This window comes from Bacteroides clarus (assembly GCF_015555825.1).
Classification (GTDB): domain Bacteria; phylum Bacteroidota; class Bacteroidia; order Bacteroidales; family Bacteroidaceae; genus Bacteroides; species Bacteroides clarus.
Map to the genome: position 1 here is coordinate 54,549 of NZ_JADNLF010000008.1, position 26,063 is coordinate 80,611.

The following is a 26,063-nucleotide window of genomic DNA, read 5'->3' on the forward strand; positions in this document are numbered from 1 at the left end:
TAAGGCTTATAAATCAATACAGCCATACCGCCTGCCATCGGCGGTTCCCATATAAGAAGCCGGGAGTCTTATCCAAAGAGACTCCCGGCTTCTCCATGTAGCAACGAAAGTGCCGGCACGTGGTACAGAAAGTACCGGCACATGGTACACTTGGTACCAACGGTTGGAACTTCAGATACCAACGGTTGGTACACCTACTACCAAAGGCAGGTACTTCGAATACCAACGGTTGGTACTTGATGTTTCAACCGTTGGTATTTCCGGTAATATCAGGGAGAAAACTTATCAGTACCGTATGCAAGGACGGAATGTATCAGGGAACGTACAGGAAAGCCTAAATAAATAGGGGATAAACCAACCGCGGAATGCTGAAGTTCGGTTTATCCCCTTACTGCGTAGGAATATTAATCAATCAAAGAAATACGGACAAGTTTAATTCTGTGTCAACAATCTCTTTTCCGATATCTTATCATACTCTTTACCATCGATGGTAATATTCGTGGTGTTTTCCACTTGCAGATAAGTATTGTCGGCGGTTTCTATCTCGATATTTTCCAAAGTGACGCCGGCCACCTTATTGATGAAAGCTCCTTTCTGCGCGTCGGTTATCCGCATGTTTCTGACGGAAAAGTTCTCGATAGGCATTTCCGGCAGTCCGTTCAGGAACATGGCACGTCCTGCGCCTTTGCAGGAAATATTGGAGATATGGATATTCTTGAAAGAAGGAGTTTCCTCGGTCACTGCGGGCACAGGAGCGCCGGGAGCATCTTTCACGGCATAGTACAGGTCGGCTATCAGGGCATCGCCCGGAATGTTTATCATATTGATATTATCCACATAGACGTTTTCCACTACTCCGCCACGGCCGCGCGTACTCTTAAAGCGCAGTCCCACGTCCGTACCGATGAATGTACAGTCTGCCACATATACATTCCTGACACCGCCGGACATTTCACTGCCTACTACGAACCCGCCGTGTCCATGCAGCACTGTGTTGTTCTTTACCAGCACATTCTCGCAAGGTTCTCCGCGGCGACGGCCGTCGGCATCCTTACCCGACTTTATGCAGATAGCATCGTCACCTGCGTCGAACAGGCTGTTTGTCACCACTACATTCTTACATGACTCCACATCGAGCGCATCACCATTCTGCGAGTACCAGGGATTGAATACTTTGACGCCGTTCAAAGTCAGGTCTTCGCAAGAGAGCGGATGCAAGCACCAGCTCGGTGAATTGCGGAACGTAACGCCTTCCAGCAACACTCGTTTGCTTTTGACAATACTAAGCAGTACAGGGCGCAACCAACGCTTCATGCCTTCCCACTCACTATCCGATATTTCTCTTTTTTCTTTGCTTCCGGTCAGAATAGAAGCTTTCAGAGCCCCTTCATTAGGATACCATACCTTACCGGACTCATCTACCACTCCACCCGACTTGAGCAAGGATTTCCATTGACCGTCGGTCATTTTATTACGTTTCACCGGTCGCCAGCTATCGCCCGAACCGTCGAGTACTCCATAGCCTGTAATGGCTATGTTCTCCGCATTCATCGCCGAAATAGGCGACTGGCAACGAAGCATATCCAAACCCTCGAACGAGGTACGCACCAACGGATATAAATCGGCATCACCGCTGAAAAGCACAAGGGCGTTCTTTTCGACATGCAGGTTGACATTGTTCTGCAGTACGACAGGGCCTGTGAGCCACAGGCCTTCGGGAATAACCACCTTTCCCCCGCCTTTCTCGCTTACTGCCTTAATGGCATTGTTGATGGCTTCGGTATTCAGTGTCTCACCGTCCGCTTTTGCACCGAAATCACGAATATCCACTTGATAGTCGGGAAAGGACGGACGTTGTACAACGGGCATATCAAAGGGAAGAGCTTCGTAGAGGTCTTCAATATATGTATCGTTGTGTTGTTCTGTCGAGGTACTTTGGCAAGCGCAAAGCATCCCTAAGATGACGGGCACGAAGCCCGTCATTTTCAGTAAGTTGTTCATATTTGTTATAAAGCTTTTAATTAGTATGCCGTATGGTTACTTTACTCTTGAAACCATGAAGTGTCTGCATTACCGCCCCAACTCATTATTTGTTTCCGGCTACCGAAATTCTGTTCAAACTGTTCATCGGTAAGATTCAGTACAGTGGCTCTCACCGCATTAGGAATAAGATTATAGAATTCGGCACCCGATTCATTCGTACAACCATACATCTTACAACCTTCGGTAACAGTAGGTTGATTGGGAACCAGCGGTTTATTTTCTCCAACGAAATTCTGTCCGTACGTATCGGCAAACGTACAATTCAAGAAGGTAAGATTATCAGGTTCAAACTGATAGATTAGTGTAGATTGATAACCTGCCCCTACTGTAAATCTGCAACGGTCGAATACATAACCCAGATAATCTTTCGTAACACGAGCCTGCATCACAGCACGGGTACCGGTAGGTGCATGCAGTTCACAATCTTCAAATAATACGACTTTACCCGATCCCCAAATGAAGTCCGTACCACCCGCAATGTAGCAGTTGTAAAACCAGTTGTATCCACCGCCGGGAAGCAACGTATCCTGATAACTCAGAATCCGGCAATTAAGAAGTGCCGCCGACTTATTGTCGATGAAAAGAGCCTCTGCCTGTCCGTTTTTACCCAATGTCCAGCCATAAGCATTCTCGATAGTCAGGTTTTCAAAACGGATGTGTTCGGAGTTCCCTTGAAGTATCACAACCGAGCGACCGCCGGAAGAAGGCACAACAGTACCTGTCGGTGCAAACTGGTCAATATTCGTACCGCCACCGATACCACCGTTTATATCATTACTATTGTCATACTGAATATTGACCGCCGTATTGTCATTCGGATTACCTTTGATGGTAATATTACTCTGATCACGCAGATAAATCATCTCTTGATAAATACCATCATCCATTTGGAATATCTTTTGTGCATTCAAATCAATGTTAACGGCACAATAGTCAATGGCTCCTTGCAATGTATAGAAATGAGCATTCATATCGGCATGACTTATCTTCAGTTGATATTCCGGACCGTGGATAACGGGCGCAGCTTTGGTTTTGAATGTCCATGCACGACCATAGATACCTGCAAAGTCTTCCTGAACAATAGCGTTTTTATCAATTACAACGTAATATTCCGTATCAAAGTCCAGACGTTGCTGGTGAGGCTTGATGATAAAATCGTTTCCTTCCACCCGCGCCGGATAATAATTTACGACACGGCGGCTGACAGAAGAGCCTTGGGGCGTTACGCCAATAATATCCATCCAAGTATTGAGCAATGTTTCTCCATCTTTAATGGATACCCGGCCTTCTCCCATATTAATCTCATCCACCATCTTATGGTCGCTCTTACGGTAAATACGGATATATCCACTCTCCCCTAATCCAGGTGCCACACCTTCGAAAGAAATCTTCAATTCGGTATCGGCAAATGCATCGGTCGCTTCATTGGCAGGGAAAAGATTATATCCGGCAGGCTTATGTCCGTCAGCCGTACCTTCTTCTTTGCTTCCATCATCCCAAGGAGCGGAGCTATTACCGGCATCTACATCTTCCAACCGTCCTACAATAATATCGGCAGTAGGATCAATGTATATCCCAAATGTATATTGAGAACCCGGATTGAACTTGGGCAAACTGATGTCGAGGTCGGCAAATACCCATTCACGTGTTCTGCCATCCAGCACAAAAGATACTTTATAGGCATTACTTAATGCAGTAGGCAGAATAATAGCTTCCCGATAGTCCGTGGCAGTATTCACATAGGGAGCGATATCCGAAACGGCAGCCTCGTCCGTAGTCAATACTCCTGTCTGCACGTTGAATGAAGCCGAAACGGGCATTCCCTGTATCTTTACATCACTTACTGTCAAAGGTCTTTTCTCCATATCCATGAACTTCAGTACCACTTTGGAAAGGCGGTGAGTAAACTTCAACGCGATATCAGTATCACTCTCTTTATCATAAACATACGGTTCGGCCGTAGTACCGTAAAGCAAATCGCAGGCTGTACTTCCATTGCTTTGGTCGGCTATTGCCACAGGATAATTGAAGTCCTGTATATCCGCATTGTACGGATAATAGGCTACGAACTTCACCGGAGTACCGTCATCCTGCACCGTAAGCGGCGTTTCCGAAGTAAAAGCCACCGATTGTCCGGCCTCTGTGCAGACATAAGGCGTATTGACGGCTTCCGATACAAGTTCGGAAGTTTCCGCATTCAATACGTAGGTTCCAATCTTATCCCCGTTTGTCCAGGACGTTCCGTCCTGTGTAATGCGGGTTGTAAATCCTGTCAAATCTATACCGAACGTAATCGCTCCGGAATTAAGGGCAGGATTACTACCCGTCTCCTGCTCGTCATCCGAGCAGGAGAGGCATAGTAGGCCTAAAAGGGGATATAATAAGGTATGAAATAGTCTCATGATTTTTATATTCTAAATAATATTACGATAGAAGCAAATGTTATTCTACTGACTTGTACCAACGCGGGTCGCCGACTTTGGCATCAATCAAAAGCGTAAAATCTCCGTTGGCTGCATCCTGCATCAGTTCGGACATCTGATAATCCGTATTGAAGTTAACATTTTTAAATCCTCCCGTAGCAACTACATCCGTACCATCATTCTTTGCTGCATAGTTGCCTTCCCCTGTGGATGCGGTGGTATTATAAGAAAGATTATCGTGTGAAGGGTCTATCAAAGCAGACACATTGTTTTCGTAGGTTATAACACAGCCATTACTCGTTCCCTGAATAGGTGTCTTATCCAAACTTACCAAAGTACAGTGCTGTACAATAATGGTCGGATTGGGAGCCGTTCCATAAGTATGCGGATGAATAGCCTGTCCTGACATTTTATAGAAAGTCGAATTGGTCAATACTAATTCTTTCGAGCGATATTCTTCAAAGACAGCCGTCATATCGTGCATATAGCAATCGTCTACGATAAAAGAGGCCAAAGCGTTTCTGTCAGCATCATATTCCGTATTACCATTCCAATTACAGAGATGCTTCATTCCGCTAAGCTCGCATTTCTTAACTTCAATGACTGCATCTGCCGCAAACTGATTGGCAAGATTATCATCTGCGGCATTGCTCAATAGAGAAGTATTCTTATCACCCGTTATTTTCAGATTATTCAGAGCCAATCTTTGAAGACCTGTATTTATAATACTTTTCATCGCAACTTCCACCTGTTCTTCTCCGTCGCCCAACAACATCAGTTCCGTTACTTCGGCCGGTACGACAAGGTTCTCGCTAAAACTATAAGACGCGTCAGCCGCAAACAGCAAAGCAATCTTACCCGAAGCATTATTCAATACAGCAGTCAAATCCGTAGCCTCATTCACCGGAACCGTCGCATATCCGCTTGGTATTGCCGGATTGGTTTCGGTAGCATCACCATCTTCTCCCTCGCCCGGTTTCCAACCTTCCGTACTTCCATTACCCCCCGAAACCAAGTTACCAGACATATCTTTCAGATTAATATTAAATGTATACTCATAACCCGGATCAAACTTTGTCACTTTACTGGTTGACGGCACCATATACTGGAATCTTTCACCATTAGCATCAATAGTAACCGACATTACTTGCGCCAAACTTCCGGCAGGCAGCATTACACCTACGAAAGACTTATCCGACAATTTATGTAATGTTATCGCTTGCGGCATATCCTCTATGGCTAACTCACCTTTAAGAAGGTCGAATCTCGCAGTAGAATTCAACCCGTTGACTTTGACACTCTCTACTTTAACATCATCATTGTTTATATTGACATACAACAAAGCCAACTGGTGATGAAAGGTCAATGACAGTCCTTTACTCAACAAATCACCCGTACTCATGTCACCGGTTGACGCCCACATCAAATCATGTGCGGAAATACCTGCCGACTGGTCTGCAATATCTACATTATAAATGCCTGCACCCGCATCAACTTTACCCGCATCAGCAGAAGAGTACGGATAATACGCCATAAAGTAACAAGGTTGATCGTAAATACCGATACCACCGTCATCAGCCACAAAATTTGTGGTAGCTGATGTTTCTTGTAAATCTGCGTTATATTGTATATTCATGGCAGAGTTTCGAATATTATCAGTTTCCGCATCCAACATATACACTCCAATGGCATCCCCTTGCTCCCACTTACTATCCAAACTGACACGTGTAGCAAAACGATCGGTACCGGATTGTATGGTTTCCAACTTTTTTTCACCCAAAGCATTGGAAGCCAATTCGTCCACCTCGCTGCATGCAGCCGCCAATGTGGAAGCGGCCGCTGCAAAGAATAAGTATCTAAGTTTCATACTATTAAATTATTAAGTTTGTAATTTCTATTGTTTCTTCCATTAATTTCTATTACTTATCTCATTTTTTATCAAGGCAACCAGCGCGTATCACCTGCACGGTTAATTACAATAGGTGAAGAACTGTCCTTGATGGTAAGGTCTCCATTGTCCGGATCAACAAAAAGTTCTGCTGCCGTGATATCCAAATCCGTTGCATTCATCTTGGCACCACCCAATGCATAATCCTTTGTCGTATAGTTATTGGAGAAATGAGTGGTAGTATTAGCACCCGCCACATATAAGTCTCCCGAAGGTGACGCAAGCACCATACCTTCAATGGTAAGTTCGGAACCAACTGCAGAGCTGATGTTAATCAATCGCTTGTTGAGACTATAGTTATAGATTGTAATATTCTTGAATTCCAACTGTATAGGCTTATCCACATAAGGCGCATAGAAAAGATTGCCCCAACCGAATCCTGCCGTTCCGTCATTATCACGACTGAAAGTACAGTTACGGAACACCGCCTTATCTATCTGGTCGTACGATGTCGGGTCATTGAACGAACGTAAATCTACCAAACCGTAACTACCCGTCTGCCATCCGCATTTGTCAAAACGGCAACCTTCTACTTCAAAGTTCATAATATGCTTACCGGTTGCTTGCTGATGACGCCAGAATCCACGGGTCAACCCGATGAAGTCACAGTTGACAAAGCTGACGCTCTCAAGAGTAAACGATTTATCGGCATTCATAAAGTATTTATTGTTGGAAGCATGCTGGAACTCAATATTCTCAAATTCCAATGATGTAATATACGAACCCTCCGCAATCTTCCACCAATCATCCAGAATCACTTTCGGCTTGACTCCATCACTGCTGCCCACCAAACGGAAACCTTTGGCAAGCTCGAACGGAGTGACGCGATAAGAAGAACCGGCAGGCAGATAATATTCCGTTCCTTCGGGAACTTCAGGGTTGAGGTCGTTTTCCTGCAACATGGCAGACAAGTCATCCGACGGCCCCACAGGTATGGAAGAAGCCGACGGCCCTGCGGTACGAAGCGTCACCGAGTTGTAAGGTTTATCATACTTACGAGGTTTGTTGGTATCATACACATTGACGGTATAAAGCGTATTCTTTGTCAACCCCTCAATCTCGGCATAGCCCTGCAACATTTCATCAATAGTAAGATAACGGCTGACACCCGGCAGCGTTGTATCCATCATCGGCATGACACTGATACTGTCCACCGGGTCTTGTTGATAGTTTTTCTTCCAGCGGATGACAGCCGACGTTTCGGTAATTTCCGTCTTGGAAACATCTTCGAGCAAACGCGTGAATTCCGGACGTTTCTCGGTAGATGCCGTAGCATAGCTCCACTGTGAATTGTTGACCGCATCGGCAGCATTGCTGCGTACACGGATATAGTAGGTGGTTCCATAAGGAATATCATCTACAAACAACTGAGGCACCGTAGTCTCTTGCGCCATGAACAGATTGTTGTGATACTGGTCCAGGTAGTACTCTACGGTATAAGAAACCGCATCATTCACCTCGTACCACACAAGGCTGATAGAGTTTCCTGTCACTTCAGGCTCGTCCAACACGAAACGGGGCTGAAAGAGGTCGTCTATCTTATTGTATTTATCATCCGTACAGCCGGTAAGCAGCGCCCCACACAGCAATACGGGCGATGCGGCCATTATCAGTTTATGGAATAATTTTATCATAACTTTCTTCTTTTTGCTGTTATTAATATCCGTAATAGTTTTGAATCAGTCCCCGGTGGTCGGTAATGACTTTAGAAGGATAGGGACAGAGGTAACGCAGAGGATCGGTAGGCTTTACCGTCTGCTCATTGTTTTGATTGATGAAGCCTCGGAAACTCCAATAGATTTCGCTCGCGGCCTCATACTGTTGCGTCTCCTGATTAAGCACCCGCCATGCAATGGCATACTCTTTCATCTCGTAACCGGCAGGACGCCCTACTTCCGGACCGTATTCATCAATACCTACAATATCAAGAACCTTGCGTTCGGGATGTTCAGAATCTTCCACACTCTGATAGTAGATACGTTCAGGCACTTTATCCACACCCGGAACGGCAGTACCATTGGCAACCAACCCCCAATCAATCATCTGGTTGTAAAGATTGTAAATAACCTCACCGTATTTATTCCAACGGGCAAGGTCGTACTTACGGATTCCTTCACCGCCAAACTCCCACTTGCGTTCGTCCATTATGGCTTGAAAAAAGTCCTGTTCATTGGTGAGCGCGGCTACATAAGCATCTACCTTTTCTGCATGAAGAGAAGAGTCGAACGCACGGCGCCGTACACGTTTCAAAGCTTCCTGAGCATCATCACGCGGACCATAAAGTTCGTTTACGGCTTCGGCATACATCAACAGTACATCTGCAAAGCGCATACGTACATTGTTAATTCCCGTATTGGAACCGCTGGTAGCACCCAAAGGAGCCTGCATATAGAGTTTAGACCATTTGGCGGCGCCCATCCCTGCAATTCCCATATCATATTCCTGATTGAGATTTTTGTCGTATTTGTAAGGAACGCAAGTCATGTCACGGCGCAAATCGTCTTTATCGAATGAAAATACGTACGTACCACAAAAGGTTACATAATTACGGGCGCTTCCATACTCATGGCTGCCTTCGGCAATCGTTACGCCAATGTTATAGCCAAAACGGCTGCTTATGCTTTTCAACATAGGTACAGCAAAGATTACATCATCGTTATTAGCAGTTTTCCAGTTACATTCATTCACCCACAAATCTTTAAAGCTCTGGTTCAAATCGTGTTTCCCCTCTTTGATAACCTTGCCTAAGTAGGTTATGGCGATTTGATAATAGTGTTCAAAATTGTCTCCACGTTCCATATAACCCACATTAGCCGGATTATCCTTATCGGCACGCAACGCCCAGCCACCGCGATAAAGAGCAAGCTGCCCTATAAGTGCCTGGCAATATTCGCGTGAAGCGCGCTCTACGCCATAATCCAAATCGGCCGCGTACTTCATCATCGGCTCTGCGGCAATAAGGTCATCGATAAGAAATTCCAATATCTTATCACGATTGGTTGTACCGCGGCTAAAGAAATCATCGGTAGACCGCGTAGCCTCTGTAACAAACACCACATCTCCCCATGTACGGATCAAATCGAGGTAGAACATGGCACGAAGCGTTTTTACTTCACCATACATTTGCTGTGTTTCGGTAGGTCCGTCTTTTGACACCTCTTCCGACCAAAGGGGAGACTCCTCGACAGATTGCAGGAAGTCATTGGCATAGTTGATTACATAGTACAAATTGTTCCAAGTACTGTTCAGCGTTCCCCAAGTGGGGCGCGAATCGAAACAACCGATATCCGAACCGGCAGAATTGACTGTGCTGTTCTTAAAGGATGACATCTCCACATCGGTATTCGTATTAAGACCGCTTGCAAGGTTACTGCCGTAAAGCCCGTCTTCCGTCATGGAGGAGTAAATGCGGGTCATCAGCGATTTCATTTCTTCCTCAGAGGAGAACACATATTCCGGAGTAAAGCCTGATGCAGGAGTCACATCCAGAAAATCATTGCAGGATGACAAGGAAAGCATAGAACCTGCGATGAATGCGTATAATATTTTCTTATTCATTGTTCCTTCGTTTTTAGATTCAATTAAAAGGTTAACTGCGCACCAAAAGTATATGTACGGCTACGCGGATAACGGTTGTTATCGATATTCGGCGTAAGTCCGGTAGCGATGTCCACTTCCGGGTCGTAACCGCTATAACCGGTGATAGTGAACAGATTACTGCCTGCCACATAGAAACGAACTTTATTCAGACCGGCTTTCTTTGTCCACTCCTGAGGTAAAGTATAACCAAGCGTAGCAGAGTTGAGACGTAAGAACGAACCGTCTTCTACCGCATAGGACATGCTGATAGGCTTACCGATAGAGGTGGGATTCCACATCGTAGCATTCTTATTGAACTCGGCAAGAAGTTCCGGACTGTAACGAATTTCATTACCCATATCATCGAAGTTACGCCAACGCTTGTCCGAAGCTACCTCCATACCGAAATTGTTCTCGTGGTTGTCGGCCCATGTAGTAAGCATCACTTTATTGGCATTGAATACATCAAAGTCATACATGAAGTTGAAGAACATACTGAGGTCAAATCCTTTATATGTGGCGTTCAGGCCAAAACCACCCGAGAACTTCGGAGTAGTATTACCGATAACCGTACGATCCGCCTCTGTCAGTTGATAAGGATTGGAACTGTTCGGGTCTACGGGAGTCAACTTCTTGAACTTGGCATTACCGGGACGCGGAGTGTCTGAAAGCGGGCTTGAATCTACCACACCTTCTTTCAGCTTCCATGTGCGCGATTTGGAATCGAAATATTCAAAGTCTTCCACTTTATAAAAACCGTCATTGACATATCCGTAAATCAAACCGCTGGTTCCACCTACATAAGCGCGGTAATCGTCAGCGTTCATCACACTCTTATTCCAACCGGAAGTAAGTATCCACTCTTTCTCTCCGCTCGCCAGTTTATCAATCTTATTTTTATTATGACCGATGTTGAAAGTCGCGTTCAACGAGAAATCTTTTGTCTCGACGATGTAAGCATTCAATTGAAGCTCAATACCTTTGTTGGATGTTTGTCCCACATTTGTCATCAGCTTGGTGTAGCCCGTATAGCCGGGGATGTCCGAAGGAACCAACAGGTCTTTCACCGTATTCCAATAGATATCTACCGTACCGCTAAGACGTTCTTTGAAGAAACCGAAATCGAAACCCAAGTTACGGGTAACGGTCGTTTCCCATTTCACATTAGGATTGTAGACGTACTTGGTATTGTAGAACTGATAATAATAGTGGCTCATCTCTCCCCAGCCGGCAGGTGTCTTGCTGCTTACTCCGTAAAGCTTTTGATATAAATCGGCATCAATGCGGTCATTACCGGACGTACCGTAACTCAAACGTAATTTCAAATTGGATATCCATGTAACATCCTGCATAAAGCCCTCGTTAGAAAGACGCCATGCCAATGCTCCTGCGGGGAAAAATCCCCAGCGATTATTGGCTGCGAACTTAGACGAACCGTCGGCACGGAGTGTAAATGTAGCCAGATACTTATCCTTATATCCGTAGTTGATACGACCGAAGAAAGAGGAAATACGTGAAGGAGAATCCGCCTTTGAGGAATTCTCATAAGGCGTACCGAGCGACAAATTGTCAAACGCCTTCTCCGCGGTTGTATTCTCCGGAAAATAACGTGTGGAATACGTTTTCGTAGTTGTTTGCTGGTTCTTGATTTCCTGTCCTAACATCAGGCGGATATCATGCGCATCATCATCTAAAGTAAAATTATAGTTCAAGACGTTGGTCAACTGCCATTTGGTTCCTTGCTTCATCATCCATTCCGCCATGGGTTGGTTGTTGTTGTTCTTGGCATTTTTGGTTCCCATCCCCCAGAACTTACGCTGTTCTTCCGTATTATTTTCGAAGCCAAATTCGTTACGCAAAGTCAGCCCTTTCGCAATATCCCATGTCAACGCTCCCATAGTATTAAGCGATTTATTGATTCGCTTCTTATAGTTCTTCTCGGATTCCTCCTTCGGATTGAAACGTACGATTTCTTCCAATTGGTCGGGATCGAAATAAGTATCGTCTTCGGGTAAAGTCATATATTCGTCCAGCCCTTCGGTAGGAGCCTGACGCAGAGCATCCAGCAAACTGACACCTTCCGTACCCGAACCGTCCACTTCTTTGTGCAACAGGCGCGTACGGTATTCCATCGTAAGAAACTTGAAAGGCTTGAAATTAAAGGAAGCATTCAGGTTATTTTGCTTCAATCCATTACCTACCATTACACTGGGTTGGTCTTGATGAATAAACGCCAGTTTATACTTTGCTTTTTCAGTACCTCCGTTTACGCTCAAATCAAGATAAGAAGCCACGGGATGGGTTCCGAACACTTCATCCTGCCAGTCCGTACCGGGATCTCCCTGATAAATATAATGCTCGTAGGCATGACCATATTTATTGTTGAAGTCAGTCGGATTGGAACTTTTCTGACGGGCATTTTCATATTGCATCAGTACAAATTCATAAGGGTCCATCACGTCCAGTTTATTGGAGAGTGTTTTAGTTTGTATATATGTATTCAAGCTGATAGACACACGTCCCTCTGTCGGATTCTTGGTCGATACCAAAATAACGCCATTAGCACCGCGGGCGCCGTAAATAGCGGTAGAAGCAGCATCCTTCAATACCTCGATAGACTCTATATCCGTAGGCGGAACATCATTCAAGCTACTTACTTCGAACCCGTCAAGAATAATCAACGGACTGTTGTCCTGCGTAATAGAACCACCGCCACGCACCAAAATCTTAACTTCCGCATCCGGTGAACCATCTACTGTCGTTACCTGTACGCCCGGCAGTTTACCTACGATAGCCTCAGCCGCAGAAGTAGTCTGTACTTTCTCCAATATCTTTCCCGATACACTGGAAATAGAACCTGTAAGGTTACCTCTTTTCTGAGTTCCGTAACCGATAACCACCACATCTTCCAGCATACTGGCAGACTCTGTCATGTGTATATTGATGCCCGAAGTACGTCCTTTCAAAGGTTCTTTTACTTCTTCCATACCCACAAAGCTGATTTTCAGAACAGCTTTATCTACATTAGGAACGTTTGCCAACGAAAACTTTCCATCCAAATCCGTAGTACAACCAATTGTTGTACCTTGTACTATTACGGTGGCGCCAATCACAGGTCCGTAATCATCTGTCACCGTACCGGTCACAGTGGCAGTCTGCGCCACAGCACCGACTGCTACCATCAACAGGGTAAATATGCTTATGATTAACTTATTCATTCTTCTAAAGTATTATATATGTCTGTTATTCTTTACTTTCTTTCCATGGGCTGCCCGCCTTGGTTTTGATAATAGACAATGTGTTGCACCAGATTATGGAAGTAAACTTCCAAATTGGAGTAGCGACCGTTAGGGTCTACACTGCTACTGATTACATTTGCATCACTCGGATCTTCAGGATTCAAGCCATAGGCGAGTTCCCAAATATCGGGTATACCATCATTATCGCTATCCGGCCAGAGATATCCCTTTTTCATCTCTACATAACCGCCCGCGGCATCGCTTGGAGTATCGATGATACCCGGCTTCTTATCAGAGTCCTTCAGAGTTACCAAGTTTCCTTTCTCATCCCAATAAGACATTTTAGAACCTTTGTAGGGAGCGCTTCCCGCTCTGACTTCACCTATAATCCGCCGGTCTATTTCATCTCGACGCAAGGAAGCGCCTGCATAGTCCAATACTCTTTCATAGGCTACCTGCGCCGTATGGCTGGTCACTTTGCTGAAAGGTTGGTAGTCCGCCATCTTCATAGCCTGCTTTTCTTCATCCGATACGCCCTGTTCTACCAAGCTCTTATCAAATTGCGCCCAAACACCGTCCGTCCAATTATCGGAACTAACTTTTGAATTACCCTCTATATAATTGTCGCTAATATAGGCTCTGGCCGTAGGATCGGTAGAAAGGACACGATACGACTTATAGCCCGTACCTGTGGCCGGTCCCGGTTTGTAGTAACAGTTCGTCAGGTTGAATGTAGCATATTTGCCACCATAACTTCCAAAACCGCTCTCACTCCAATTGTAATAAACATTATTACGTACATCGAAATATCCGCAGTAGTCATAAGAGCCTTGAGTTCCCGGTTCCGAGAGATCGGAGATACGTGGGCAACGGCTACCGTGATGCGCCAGCAAAATATGGTGGAAAGTAGTATTGTCACCGCTAAACATAGCGCCATAACCGTGAGCACCCTTGGCATGGTTCGATAAGTTCAGACTTTCACTGGCGATACACCATTGCGCCGTAAAGTTCTGAACTCCATAGAAAGTCAACGTTTCATCCACACTCCAACCGGCTGTTACATGGTCTATGATACCGTTCTTGAAATAACGGCCACCGATAGCATCTTCCGCATAATCGGAGCAAGCGTCACCCGGACGAATACGTAAGAAACGGACAATGGCATTAATACTGTTTCCCGCACCCTTTTCCGGATCTTTAGAAAGATTGAATGAAAAATTGTAATTCTTCAACGTGATACCTTCACCGGGAGCAGTCTGCCCGATAATACTTAAATCGGGATAATCCACCAAATAAATCCCCCGCTTCAGTTCAATCGTACCGTCTACATCAAAAACAATAGTACGAGGACCTTGAATCTGCTCGATACCATAACGTAAGCTACCTTCTATCGGAGTTTCGCCCAGACCGTAATCATCCAGATTCGTCACTTTGTAAAGTACTCCGCCACGTCCGCCTGTAGTGAAACGCCCACCGCCTTCTGCACCGGGGAAGGCAAGGGCTTCAACACTCTTGTCATCACCAATACCGGTATCAGGCTTACCATACTGAAAGATAGTTATGGTCTTATCCAAAATACGCACGGTAGAGGTACGCGGCAGAAAATCTTCATTATCAGCAATCGTCAAAACTATTTCGTTGCTCGTAGACTCTCTTTTGTTATGAGTAATCCAAGCCTCGGAAGGAATAGCATCGAAATTATCTACCGGTTCATCTCCTTCCTGTGTGAAAGGAATTACCAAAGTCCGGCATTTATAAGGAATAGTATATTCATCCTGCTCGATAGCAGCCACACCGTTTACCGCTTCTTGCATCACTTTCAACACACGTTGTAGTTTATACTCACCTACCGTACTGAATACAAGTTCCGTTGTACGTGCATTACCGGTATTCAACGCGACTTTCAGTTTCAGAATCTGTTCGGAGAAATTACGGGTTACCGGAGTTTCTTCCACAACTTCAATCCAGTCGCACTGTTCATCAATATCCATCTTCCATTCCATATTGGCTACAACTTTGAGCTCTACTTCCGCACCACGGAAAGAAACAGGTTCGGAAATAAATTCAAACAGAATATCCGGGTCGGAACCTAATTGCTCTATGGCAATCTCTTGCTCCAAGGTAGAGCCTGCACCTGCCATGGTAACCTTAACCTTACCCATACGTTTGGCTCCGTCTGTATTTTCCGCTACAAACAGGCGAAGTTCATCATTTCCCGTACCATTGCTTTTCGACAACGTAAGCCAAGCCTGCTCCGCATCATTGGTGGCCGGTTCTACTACGGTTGCCAACCATTCACCGGTGGCGGTTATATCCACAGTGGAAGAAGTAGCCACATTGGACAGTTTCAGTTCCTTTTTCGATAGTTCCAAGCTATCGGTTCCTACGGCGCCATTCAATTCGCCCTCGTCACTGCATGCTCCTAACAAGCCTGCTAATAGTATGAATAGAAAATATCTCATAGCTTTTATTTGTTTTTCGTTAGTATTCGATTATTTAATCCAATGCGGATCGCCGATGTTATTCGTATAAATCTCAGAACTCTTATCAGTAATAGTAAAGTCTCTGTTAGCTACATCCCGGAATAGTTCATCCATTCGGAGAGCGGTTTGCTTCGGTTTCTCATTTTCTCCCACACCCCAATTATTCAATGTAAAGCCGTTGGTGATGTAGTTATTCTCAAATATGCGGGTAGTAATCTTTTCATGGATATTAAACCACGTACCTTTTTCACTGTCAACAGCACCGCTGAAAAGATTATTTCTCACTGTCAGGCTACCGTTCGTTATACTCTTAGCACCCAAATCGAAGAAAGTCATACCCGTTTTCATAGCAATAAATGTACAGTTCTCTATTGTAACATTCAAATCACCGGTCATTGCTCCCAATCTTGTAATCAATGCATTATTCAAATCATTAGCATGGAAAGTAGAGTTTCTAAATTCAAAGTTATGTACTGGAGCATCCTGACTAGCAAGGCCGAACAAACCACTTTCACCGGAATTCAATCCGAAGAAACGACAGTCTTCAATAACAATCTTGTTTACGGTCTGCTTTTGCGCAGCATCCACTCCCTGATACCACATGGTACGTTGCAAGTCGTTAATTTCACAGTTCTTCCATGAGATAGTCCCGATATGGAATTCCTGGTTCTTAAATTTAAAGAAATCCTGCGCATCCACCTTTATCACCAAGTTCTCGAAGCGGAACGCTTCAATATCATCCGCACTCGATACGCTCAGGCTTGATTTCAATTCCAATACAGCCAAGTTTTCACCCTCTTTAGGTTCCTGCCCTATAATAGAAAGCCCCTTAGGCATATCATCCAACGTTTTGGCAACAAACTGATAAGTTGTCCCCGCTTTCAGGAAAAGTTTGATGTCTGTTGCAGTTTCATCGTTCTTCAATCTATTGAAGACGTTATTGATATTCTCTCCCGGGCTAACGTATGTATATCCCTCCGGCACGCGAATAGGAGCATCCGGATTAATATCTTCTTCTTCCCATTCTTCCGGAGCGATAGTTACCGTATAATCCTGAATAGTCGGTTCATCCGCATTGTTCAATTCGAAAGAAACCGTTGTAAGGTTCTTTGGCAGAATAGGGAAAGTTCCTTCTATCTCTTTGGTCTGTATTACTTGCTGATTTGCGTCCAAATATTCAAAACGGACTGTTACCGCTTCGTTATCCGTATCGGTCTCGAACAATACCAAGTCGTCGGTATAGTTCACACCACCCGTAGAGGTCGCTGTATTGCGTACCACCTCGATAGGCGACTTCACAAACGTGGCATCCGAAATCTTATAGCCGGATATAGGCGTAGAAACGATGGCGCGTATCGTAGAATAACGTTTGTCCGCCTTACGGTCGGTTGCCCGCAAACGGAGCGTACCGGTACGGTTATACATACGAATCTCCAAAGGCTCATCAAAAGGAGAAGCGTACTCCACCGGAGCAGACAAAGCATAGACTTTCTCTGCTTTGGGGTCTTGATTAAGCACTATATCATTCAAATTGCCCGGATGCGGCAACGAATCAGCTTCCGTAGTAGCAACAATACGATATGTACCGTCAGGCAATTGGAAACGGTATAAAGTAGAATAGTTCGCCACATAGCTGCCATCGGCAGCATAAATAAACAGCGGTTTGTTGGATGAGCCTGTATTCAGCGAATAAGCCTCATCATCCAAATACATTTGAATATCCTTCACTACCGAAGAGTTGTATTTACTGTCTTCGGAACAAGCAGCTATGCCGAGCAGGAGCATCAGTCCCGCCACAGCAGATGATATACTTTTTCTCATATTAGATTTTGCAGGAGTTTAAAGTTCTGTTTCTTCTGTTATATCTTCCCATCCCGTTTCTACCCAATCTTCATTCAGTATTTCCATGTGAACGACCGAACGCTTGGACGACTTAAAAGCAATACCCGTATCAAGCGCACCATTCGTACGGTTCACTTCCACTCCTTCTTTTAAGTAAGTAACATCAACCGACGTACGCGAACCGTTATTCTCCGTGGGGAAGGAATAGACAAAAGCCTCGAAACCGGCGGTACGGTCTGTACGTACGGTTACATCTTCAAGGACTGCTTTTTCATCCTTCACATTATAAGCCACGCCTACATTGGTAAATGTTATATCCAACGCGTCAAAATGGGTAATACCGTCCAATTCCTCCGCTGTTTCTTTGGGACTGAACACTGCTTGTCCCATCAATCGCTTCAACTCAATATCGAGTGATTTTACGGAATTGTCCGAAGTAAATCCCATTATCCCGGAAATGTAGACAGGTTTCTGCATATTGTCTTTCTGACGGATAACGGTAGTAGAGAGCTTATCGGCACCGGACACTTCATCAGCATTCGCTACAACAAACGTCTGCAAATTCTCTCCCAAAGGTAAAGGAACCTCAACAGCCCCATGTACCAAAGATTGCGTTTCTCCATAAATAAGAGAATCGGACATATACACATAAATTCCGATTTCGGAGATACCCTCTGCGGCAAATGTCTTAATACTCGATTGGCTGAAACGGACACCAACGGGATGCAGTTCATCTTTCCGAGAAGTGTTACCTTCGTCTTGAGGAAGCTCACCATTATCCCAAATCTCGTCAACTTGCGAGGTACAGGAAAAAAAAGCTAAAAGCGGAATAAATAATAATTTCATTAAACGCTTCATAAGTATTAGTGTTTTATAGTTAATATTCGAAGTTCACAAATAGCAGTTCTAATGCCTGTGCAAATATCCGTAAATGGAAGAAACTATGTGAGTAAGATTTAGTACAAAAAGGGTAAAATCCGGTCTGGCACAAATTAATTACCCGCTCAGAGACATCTCTACGAGCGATTTTAAGTATTTCACAAAATATCAGTCAATATTATTTATGAAGTAAGCAAGTACTCGTTTTATAATGCTGACAGGCACGAATTATATGGAACTTCACGACTATCCTGTCTATAAAACCGTGAACTTCCATATAATCCGTGCCTGTTTAAAAATCATCCGGTAAATGCCCGAATATAAAAAATACTTATATCCTGATAAGTTCCTTATAAAGTCGTTGTACCGGCAACCCCATTATATTATAATAACTTCCCGAAATATTCTCCACTCCGATAAAGCCAATCCACTCTTGCACCCCATAGGCGCCGGCTTTATCCATCGGTTGGAACTTATCTATATAATAAGTGATTTCCTCTTCGCTCAGTTTGGAAAAACGAACCTCCGTCTGGGCGGCAAAACTTCGCTGCCATTCCGTTGTAGTAATACAAACACCGGTAAATACTTCGTGAGTGCGACCTGACATAGCGCGAAGCATACATAAAGCATCTTCCCTATCCTTAGGTTTTCCAAGTACTTTTCCATCTAACCAGACAATGGTATCGGCCGTTATCATCAATTCACCCGGTTGTAACATATCCCGATAGGCATCCGCTTTTTCTTTCGCTATATAAAGAGGTATATCCGCTCCTTGCAATGTATCAGGATACGATTCGTCTACATCCGGCAAGGTACGCACTTCGTAGTCCACGCCAAGTCCTGCCAACAATTCTTTCCGGCGGGGAGAATTGGAAGCAAGTATGACTTTATATTTTTTGAGATTATCCAACATGACTCTAATAAATTATGAATTGCGAGTTATCAACTGACAGAAATTACCAACCAAAGGCTTTCTCGTCTGCCATCCAAAGACCTTTTACTTTTAAGAACTGCTCTACAATATCCCGTCCGCAGCCATATCCACCCTCTTTGTGGGAAATGTAGCGGGCAACGGATTTTACTTCGGGAGCGGCATCTTTCGGACAACAAGGCAAGCCACAAGTACTCATCACCTCAATGTCAGGAATATCATCACCTACATACAATATTTCTTCATCCCGCAAACCATAACGGTCACGAAAATCATGATAATCATGTATTTTGACGGAAGACCCCATATAGATATTCTCTGCCAATATTCCTAAAGCAAGAAAACGCTTGCGCACCGCTTCCGTACGCCCACCGGTTATAATGGCCAGTGGAATTCCATATTTGGCAGCCAGATGCAATGCATAACCGTCCTTTATATTTACCGTGCGCATCGGCTCACCTTCCGTACTCATCGGGATAACGTTAGTGCTCAATACCCCGTCCACATCAAAAGCGAGCGCTTTTATCTTATTCAAATCATAGTTGATTGTACTCATACCGTTATTCTTTACTCAGAAGTCAGCTGTTTTGTTGATGTATACTTTCGCTAATCAGCCTATACAGTTCTTGCATTCCCGGTTCATCGGAAAGCATCTGCAAGTGATTGTTGATGACATTCTCGTCATACCGTATGGCAGGCCCCGTCTGCGCAAGACGCGGTTCGAGTTCGTGTACTTTGCGGGCAGTCTCGTCTATCAAGGGTAACATCACTTCAAAGGGAAGCTGATATTTCTTCAACAGTTCGGCAGCAAGGGCGTACATATGATTTGTAAAATTACAAGTGAATACCGCCGCCAAATGCAAACTCTTACGCTGTTCGGAAGTAGCCTCATAGACTTTTTCGGAAAGTACGGAAGCAATATCTTTCAAGGTCTGAGTATCTGTCGCAGAATTGCTTTCCACAAAAACCGGTATCTGCCGGAAATCGACAGTACGTTGTTTGCTGAATGTCTGCATAGGATAGAACACACCATATCGGTTTACCTTACCCACCCAAACGTCCATCGGAATACTACCGGCAGTGTGTACCCATAAGGCATCTTCCTTGCCGGCAACTATCTCCGGCAACAACTGTACAAACGCCGCATCTTTCAGAGAAACAATATAAAGTTGGACATCTGTCGCCACAGACGACAAATCGGTAGTATAGGCGGCCTCCACAACCTGTGCCAATGTCCGTGCCGACTCTTCCGTACGGCTGTATATCTGCACGATACGGAATCCTTTATAATAAAGCGTCTTTGCCAAATTCGTCGCCAGATTACCGGCTCCGATAAATACGATAGATGTATCCTCTATGCTTCTCTTCATTTTATCTTGTAGATACCAAATATAAAATACCGCCTACAACCAATAACGCCACCGGCAACAAATAAGCTGACATAGTACCAAGCAGAGCCGTTATCAATCCGAAATTCAATATCAACCACAAACCTATCAGCACCAATCCCACTGACTTATCATGCTTGAATAATAAGAAGATTATTGCCGTATAAAGCAGAAAGTTATCCCTGTTCATCACCCACGACAAACCCAATGTAGAAAAATGCAGCAACTTGTCTGCCAGATAAAGCACACCGAACACAATCAACGTGATAGCCGTAGCCTTATATGTGTCTTTGTTATTGTTTGCTTTTGCCGCGCTCACCTTTATTTCCCTCCATATTTATTAAGGTGAATCTTTTCCCATTGCAGATTGTCTTCATTGAAAGGTTTGCGCTCCATTCCTTTATGACCGATCGCTATTATACTGAGGGCTTGCAATTGCAAGGGTATATCAAGTACGTCATGTACATATTCATTGGAAGACATTCCGGATGCGGTAAAACGTTCGCGAAGCTGTACCCAGCAACTTCCCAACCCCATATCTTCCGCCTGAAGCTGCAGATAAATGGAAGCGATAGAAGCATCTTCTATCCAAACGTCACTTGCCAGCGGATCGGCAGTTACAACCACCGCCAATGCCGCATCCGCAATGAATTGTGAAGCCTGCTCTTTACAGAAAGATAGTTTTTTCAATGTTTCCTTATCATCCACCACGATAAACTGCCATGCATTACTGCGTTTGGAAGTAGGCGCCATCAGCACGGCTTTCATCAGTGTAACCACCTGTTCTTGTGTCAATTCCTCTTCCGTAAACTTCCGCATGCTACGGCGTTTTTTTATCAATTCACTAAAACTTTCCATATATGTATACCGTTTAGAAATGAATACTTTGTTGTTAAGCAATGCAAAGATACAAGATTATTTTTTTAAATTTGCAGCAATGCCCTTGAAACTGACTACATATTACCAGGGGAGCCGGGTGCCCGAACTGCCGGGCACCAATACATTCCATTCCACGGAGCTGTTTCGCATCTACGAAGCAACTCCGGGATACACTCCTTTGCTTATTGTAGCATCGGAAGGCGGAGTACCCGTAGCCAAACTACTTGCCGCCATACGAAAAAGCGTACGTCTGTTCCCACCCTCTATTATCAAGCGATGCGAAGTATACGGCACAGGAGAATATTTTGATGAAACCATTGACAGGGAACCTGTTTTTAGTGATATGCTGCAACGCCTCACAGACGAAGCTTTGCGGGAAGCCTTTCTTATCGAGTTCCGTAATCTGGATAATTCGCTATCCGGTTATAAAGTATTCCGTAAGAACCGATACTTTGCCGTTAATTGGCTACGCGTACGCAACTCACTGCATAACGTGGAGCAAGCGGAAGTCCGTTTCAGCCCCTCGCGTATCCGCCAAATCAAAAAAGGACTGAAAAACGGGGCAAAGGTAAAGGAAGCGCATACTCCGGAAGAAATCCACGCTTTTGCCAAAATGCTGCATCACAACTACTCCGCCAAAATACGGCGCCACTTCCCCAGCATGGACTTTTTTCAGCAGTTGGAAAAACAAATGACACAGAGCCGACAAAGCCGTATTTTTATTGTAACCTATAAAGACAAGATTATCGGTGGAAGCGCCTGTATCTATTCCGATGACAGCGCATACCTATGGTTCTCCGGCGGTATGCGCAAGACATACGCTTTGCAATATCCCGGAATTCTTGCCGTGTGGCAGGCATTACGCGATGCGAAAGAGCGCGGCTACCGCCATCTTGAATTTATGGATGTAGGACTGCCTTTCCGCAGACATGGCTATCGGGAGTTTGTACTTCGCTTCGGCGGGAAACAAATCAGCACCCGTCGTTGGTTCCGTTTTCGGTGGGAATGGCTGAACAGGGTGCTGATAAAGATGTATGAATAAATAATAACAGACTTTATTTCTAAATTATCACGTATAAAAAATAAGCGGATATAAAAACATATCCGCTTATTCTATATAACTCAATAAAGAGTTTACTTCTTAGTCATTGTTGCAGTTTTGGCTTCTACGTTCAGTACTATTTCGTAAGTTCCGGCAGTAACTGTTATATTTCCACCACCATCAGTTAAAGCACTTAAATCACCACCTAAGTCGCCTTTACTCCAATCTCCATCTTTACGGAATTTCATTCCACCATCTTTTAAAGTAACGGTGATAGACCACAGTTTTGTTTCCGGATCATAATCCATTACTGTTCCTGCACTCCATTCACCAGGGGTAGCATCACCAATCACTTCCCAACCTGCCTTAGTTATAGTACCGGTCAAATTCTTTGTATCCAAATCCATACGGAAATTACCACTTCTATCCATTTTAATTTTATCGCCGGCATTCTTCTGTATGTTGAATGTTCCTTTGGAACCATCTTCTTCCCACTTGATTTCACCATTTATACCATAATACACATCTGTATCTTCATAAAAATTAAATGATTTATCTTTATAAAGAACAAATGTTCCAGTATAGATATAATCCAAACCCGGTGATTGAATCTTCAAGCAATCATCTGCAGAAGCATCCGCCGTTCCATCTTTCTGATAATCTCCTGGCAGATAAATAAATTCTGTAGAAGGAACAAAGTCAACAGCTTCCAAAGTATACGAGTATTTACCAACTTCCGTTAAGTTCAAAGTAACCAAATAAGTCTGATCCTCTTCCGCTATCACCTTTATATTTTCCTCACCGCCAAGCACACCACCATCATTATTGGTGTTAGTAGTAGCTATTCCATACCATTGTTCGGGATCTGCTCTAAATTTAAATTCCTTTCCAGCCAGTAACTTAATGACCTTCGACCACAAACGGGTCTCCGAATTATAATCCAATTTGGTCATTTCCCCCCAACCTTTAGGAGTGGCATCTCCGGCTACTCCCCACAGAACAGGGTTTGCAGACTGAGTTACTTCGCCTTCCACTACACTGATTTGATAAAATCCTTTCTTGGCAACAGTCTGACCTTCACCCAAAACTTCATATGTTTTTCCGTCTAATACTTTATATATCAAGTTATCCTCTTCAAAATTAACCCAACCTTCATATTTACCATCACCATTCACATCGCCAATCATATAAGCTGTTGCCCAGTTCCAATCGGCATTAGCGGCAGCTTTCGTTACGGCAGGTTTATAAACAGCAACATAAGCATAATCCCAATCTATATTCACCGTTCTCGGGTCATAAGGAGTTGCCTTAAATTTAATGACATTACCAGCCACGCTATCCAACTTTCCTTCATAAGCGGAGTAATCTAATGAAATAGCCAGTTCACCCTTTTGCCCGGGATATACATTCAGGTCATTCATCAAAAGGTTAATATTTTCATTGGTAAGACTCAATTCATTGGCGCTGGTTGTTCCTAATTCCACACTTTTCTCATTGGCAAGATTAGTAAGCATTACTGTATAAGAGGTAGATGCCTGAAAGCCATAATCCGTAGGTGTCCATTTAACAGTAAACGGCTCGGACGCATTATCCGCAGTAAACACATAATCACTTTTGGGAAGTTCCTGAAGTATCGCATTCGCCTTAACACTAAGCACCGGAGTTGCATCATCTTCACAAGATGTCAATCCCACAAGTCCCAGTAATAAAGTATATAAATATATCTTTTTCATAATTTGTTCTTTATATATAGGTTATTTCTGATAACCAGGATTTTGTACTAAGTTTGTATTAGAGCCGATTTCATCAGAAGGCAACGGGTAAATCTTCAGATAATCACCTACCGAAATACCTTCAACGGCGCCACCTTTCCACGGCCATAAATAACTGTCGCCAGTAAACACATCAAAACGAATCAAATCCGTACGTCTTTGCGCCTCGAAGAAAAACTCACGTCCACGTTCATCCAGCAATAAATCCAAAGTCAAGTCTGAATCGCTAACTGTAGCTGCAGCATCCTGATCATAAGCACGTTTACGCAAATCGTTTACATATCCCAAAGCCGTAGTACGACTTCCGCCTGTTCCGCCACGTAACACGGCCTCTGCATAATTCAGATAGATTTCTCCTAAACGGAATAGCGGGAAATCCGTATACGCCTCTTTAGACGGCGGCAATGTTCCATCTTTATACTTATTATAATATTTGGCTACCGGAATACCATTATTTAAGAATTCCGTCTGGTTCACAATCTCAATATTGGTAGTCAGTTCTGTATGCAACATAGATTTACGCATATCTTTCTCCGAAGCATTTTCTTTTTCAAAAAGCCTCAACAAAGAAGATTTAGCACGAACACCCTGCCAAGCATCCTTACCATTGACTTCATCCTTTAAATCGGCTGCTCCCCAGTTAATGAAAGCCGTCATTCCACCCCATGTCATTGTCTGATCTCCCTCGTAACGAACCGGGAAAATCATTTCTACCGAGTGGTCATTATCTGCGCAGAATATAGCTTTATATTCTGGATCTAAGGTGTACCCCGAAGCAATAACTTTCTTACAAGCATCTATACATTCCGTATATTTCTCTTGCCCGATATATACTTTCGCATTCAAATACAAACGTGAGAGTAAACTCCAGGCAGCCGCTTTATTAGCATGGCCATACTGTTGGGAATATCCAACAACCGGATCCAGCATATCGTCGACGCATTCCGTCAATTCCGTTTCAATGAAATCATACAGTTCCTGTGGAGTAACCTGACTTGGAAGCACTTTCTCGCCAATAGCGCTATCTTCCGTAACCAAAGGTACATTACGATATAAATCAAGCAAATACCAGTAATTCAAAGCACGCAAGAATCTTGCTTCGGCACGATACTCCTTCATTTTATCCACTAAAGCTGCATCACAACGGCGTTCAGCCAGCTTTTCATCTGTAGTTTCACGCAAAAAAGCATTCGACAGATTTATTTGATAGAATAAGCGATAATAAGAACCTTTAATCCATGGACTGTCCGCTCCCCATGAAACCTGATTAAAACCGGGAATACCCGGGTCACTCCATGCACAATGTGCCATATCGGTGGGAAGTTCCTGCATATTCCAAAGTACACGCAAAAAAGAAGCCTGGCTACCACCATCAATACCGGCTACATCCTGATCGGAGTCACCACCTTTATTACCACCGATTGCCATACCGGCATATATCTTTGCCAAACTCTCAACATAAGTTATTTCTTCATTACCGAACACATTGTCGGAAGTCTGCTCTGTAGGAGACAAAGGAACAGTATCCAAATCTCCGATACATGAGGTTCCTGACAGCATCAGACTAACCAACGTCGCTGAAATATAATATTTATACTTTAATGTTCTCATAATA

18 protein-coding genes are annotated in these 26,063 nt (G+C 44.0%); 2 read left to right on the forward strand and 16 right to left on the reverse strand.

Annotated elements, in window-relative coordinates:
• The first annotated feature begins 119 nt into the window (after positions 1-119).
• Positions 120-338, forward strand: coding sequence for a hypothetical protein (locus I2F54_RS10165; protein ID WP_195501114.1), 219 nt, complete (start codon positions 120-122; stop codon positions 336-338).
• 94 nt (positions 339-432) lie between these two features.
• Here I2F54_RS10165 and I2F54_RS10170 read toward each other — a convergent pair whose 3' ends face one another.
• The 14 genes from I2F54_RS10170 to I2F54_RS10235 form a co-directional block, all read right to left on the reverse strand.
• A complete protein-coding gene (locus I2F54_RS10170) occupies positions 433-2,001 on the reverse strand; it encodes a glycoside hydrolase family 28 protein (RefSeq protein ID WP_195501115.1) in 1,569 nt (522 codons plus the stop codon).
• 41 nt (positions 2,002-2,042) lie between these two features.
• Positions 2,043-4,445 (reverse strand): pectinesterase family protein, encoded by a 2,403-nt coding sequence (locus I2F54_RS10175; protein WP_195501116.1) that lies wholly within the window; start codon positions 4,443-4,445, stop codon positions 2,043-2,045.
• A 40-nt stretch (positions 4,446-4,485) separates the two neighbouring features.
• Positions 4,486-6,333: a fimbrillin family protein gene (locus I2F54_RS10180; protein WP_195501117.1), complete on the reverse strand. Its 1,848-nt coding sequence runs from the start codon at positions 6,331-6,333 to the stop codon at positions 4,486-4,488.
• 71 nt (positions 6,334-6,404) lie between these two features.
• On the reverse strand, positions 6,405-8,048 hold the full coding sequence (locus I2F54_RS10185; protein WP_087412761.1) for a DUF5123 domain-containing protein: 1,644 nt from the start codon (positions 8,046-8,048) through the stop codon (positions 6,405-6,407).
• 22 nt (positions 8,049-8,070) lie between these two features.
• Entirely contained in the window at positions 8,071-9,972 is a 1,902-nt protein-coding gene (locus I2F54_RS10190) for a RagB/SusD family nutrient uptake outer membrane protein (protein ID WP_022218886.1), read from the reverse strand.
• A 23-nt stretch (positions 9,973-9,995) separates the two neighbouring features.
• Positions 9,996-13,211 carry a SusC/RagA family TonB-linked outer membrane protein gene (locus tag I2F54_RS10195; protein ID WP_195501118.1) on the reverse strand — a complete coding sequence of 1,072 codons (3,216 nt, stop codon included), beginning with the start codon at positions 13,209-13,211 and terminating at the stop codon, positions 9,996-9,998.
• A gap of 32 nt (positions 13,212-13,243) precedes the next feature.
• Positions 13,244-15,694, reverse strand: coding sequence for a BACON domain-containing protein (locus I2F54_RS10200; RefSeq protein ID WP_195501119.1), 2,451 nt, complete (start codon positions 15,692-15,694; stop codon positions 13,244-13,246).
• Positions 15,695-15,724: 30 nt separating this feature from the next.
• The gene (locus tag I2F54_RS10205; RefSeq protein ID WP_195501120.1) at positions 15,725-17,536 is read right to left on the reverse strand and encodes a DUF5123 domain-containing protein; all 1,812 of its coding nucleotides are present in this window, start codon (positions 17,534-17,536) and stop codon (positions 15,725-15,727) included.
• An 18-nt stretch (positions 17,537-17,554) separates the two neighbouring features.
• Entirely contained in the window at positions 17,555-18,415 is an 861-nt protein-coding gene (locus tag I2F54_RS10210; protein WP_118046177.1) for a hypothetical protein, read from the reverse strand.
• Between the two features lie 352 nt (positions 18,416-18,767).
• Positions 18,768-19,349: a Maf-like protein gene (locus tag I2F54_RS10215; RefSeq protein WP_118046176.1), complete on the reverse strand. Its 582-nt coding sequence runs from the start codon at positions 19,347-19,349 to the stop codon at positions 18,768-18,770.
• A gap of 43 nt (positions 19,350-19,392) precedes the next feature.
• Positions 19,393-19,923 (reverse strand): KdsC family phosphatase, encoded by a 531-nt coding sequence (locus tag I2F54_RS10220; protein ID WP_195501121.1) that lies wholly within the window; start codon positions 19,921-19,923, stop codon positions 19,393-19,395.
• Between the two features lie 22 nt (positions 19,924-19,945).
• On the reverse strand, positions 19,946-20,737 hold the full coding sequence (locus tag I2F54_RS10225; protein ID WP_195501122.1) for a Rossmann-like and DUF2520 domain-containing protein: 792 nt from the start codon (positions 20,735-20,737) through the stop codon (positions 19,946-19,948).
• 1 nt (position 20,738) lies between these two features.
• Positions 20,739-21,074, reverse strand: coding sequence for a hypothetical protein (locus I2F54_RS10230; protein WP_022218893.1), 336 nt, complete (start codon positions 21,072-21,074; stop codon positions 20,739-20,741).
• 2 nt (positions 21,075-21,076) lie between these two features.
• Positions 21,077-21,613, reverse strand: coding sequence for a nitroreductase family protein (locus I2F54_RS10235; RefSeq protein WP_195501123.1), 537 nt, complete (start codon positions 21,611-21,613; stop codon positions 21,077-21,079).
• Positions 21,614-21,692: 79 nt separating this feature from the next.
• Between I2F54_RS10235 and I2F54_RS10240 the strand changes: the two genes are divergently transcribed.
• Positions 21,693-22,676 (forward strand): GNAT family N-acetyltransferase, encoded by a 984-nt coding sequence (locus I2F54_RS10240; protein WP_195501124.1) that lies wholly within the window; start codon positions 21,693-21,695, stop codon positions 22,674-22,676.
• 92 nt (positions 22,677-22,768) lie between these two features.
• Here the strand turns inward: I2F54_RS10240 and I2F54_RS10245 are convergent, their stop codons facing one another.
• Together I2F54_RS10245 and I2F54_RS10250 are read right to left on the reverse strand one after the other, a co-directional pair.
• Positions 22,769-24,409, reverse strand: a complete 1,641-nt coding sequence (locus I2F54_RS10245; RefSeq protein WP_009122415.1) for a SusE domain-containing protein — start codon at positions 24,407-24,409, stop codon at positions 22,769-22,771.
• A gap of 21 nt (positions 24,410-24,430) precedes the next feature.
• The gene (locus tag I2F54_RS10250; protein ID WP_195501125.1) at positions 24,431-26,059 is read right to left on the reverse strand and encodes a RagB/SusD family nutrient uptake outer membrane protein; all 1,629 of its coding nucleotides are present in this window, start codon (positions 26,057-26,059) and stop codon (positions 24,431-24,433) included.
• Positions 26,060-26,063: the final 4 nt, after the last annotated feature.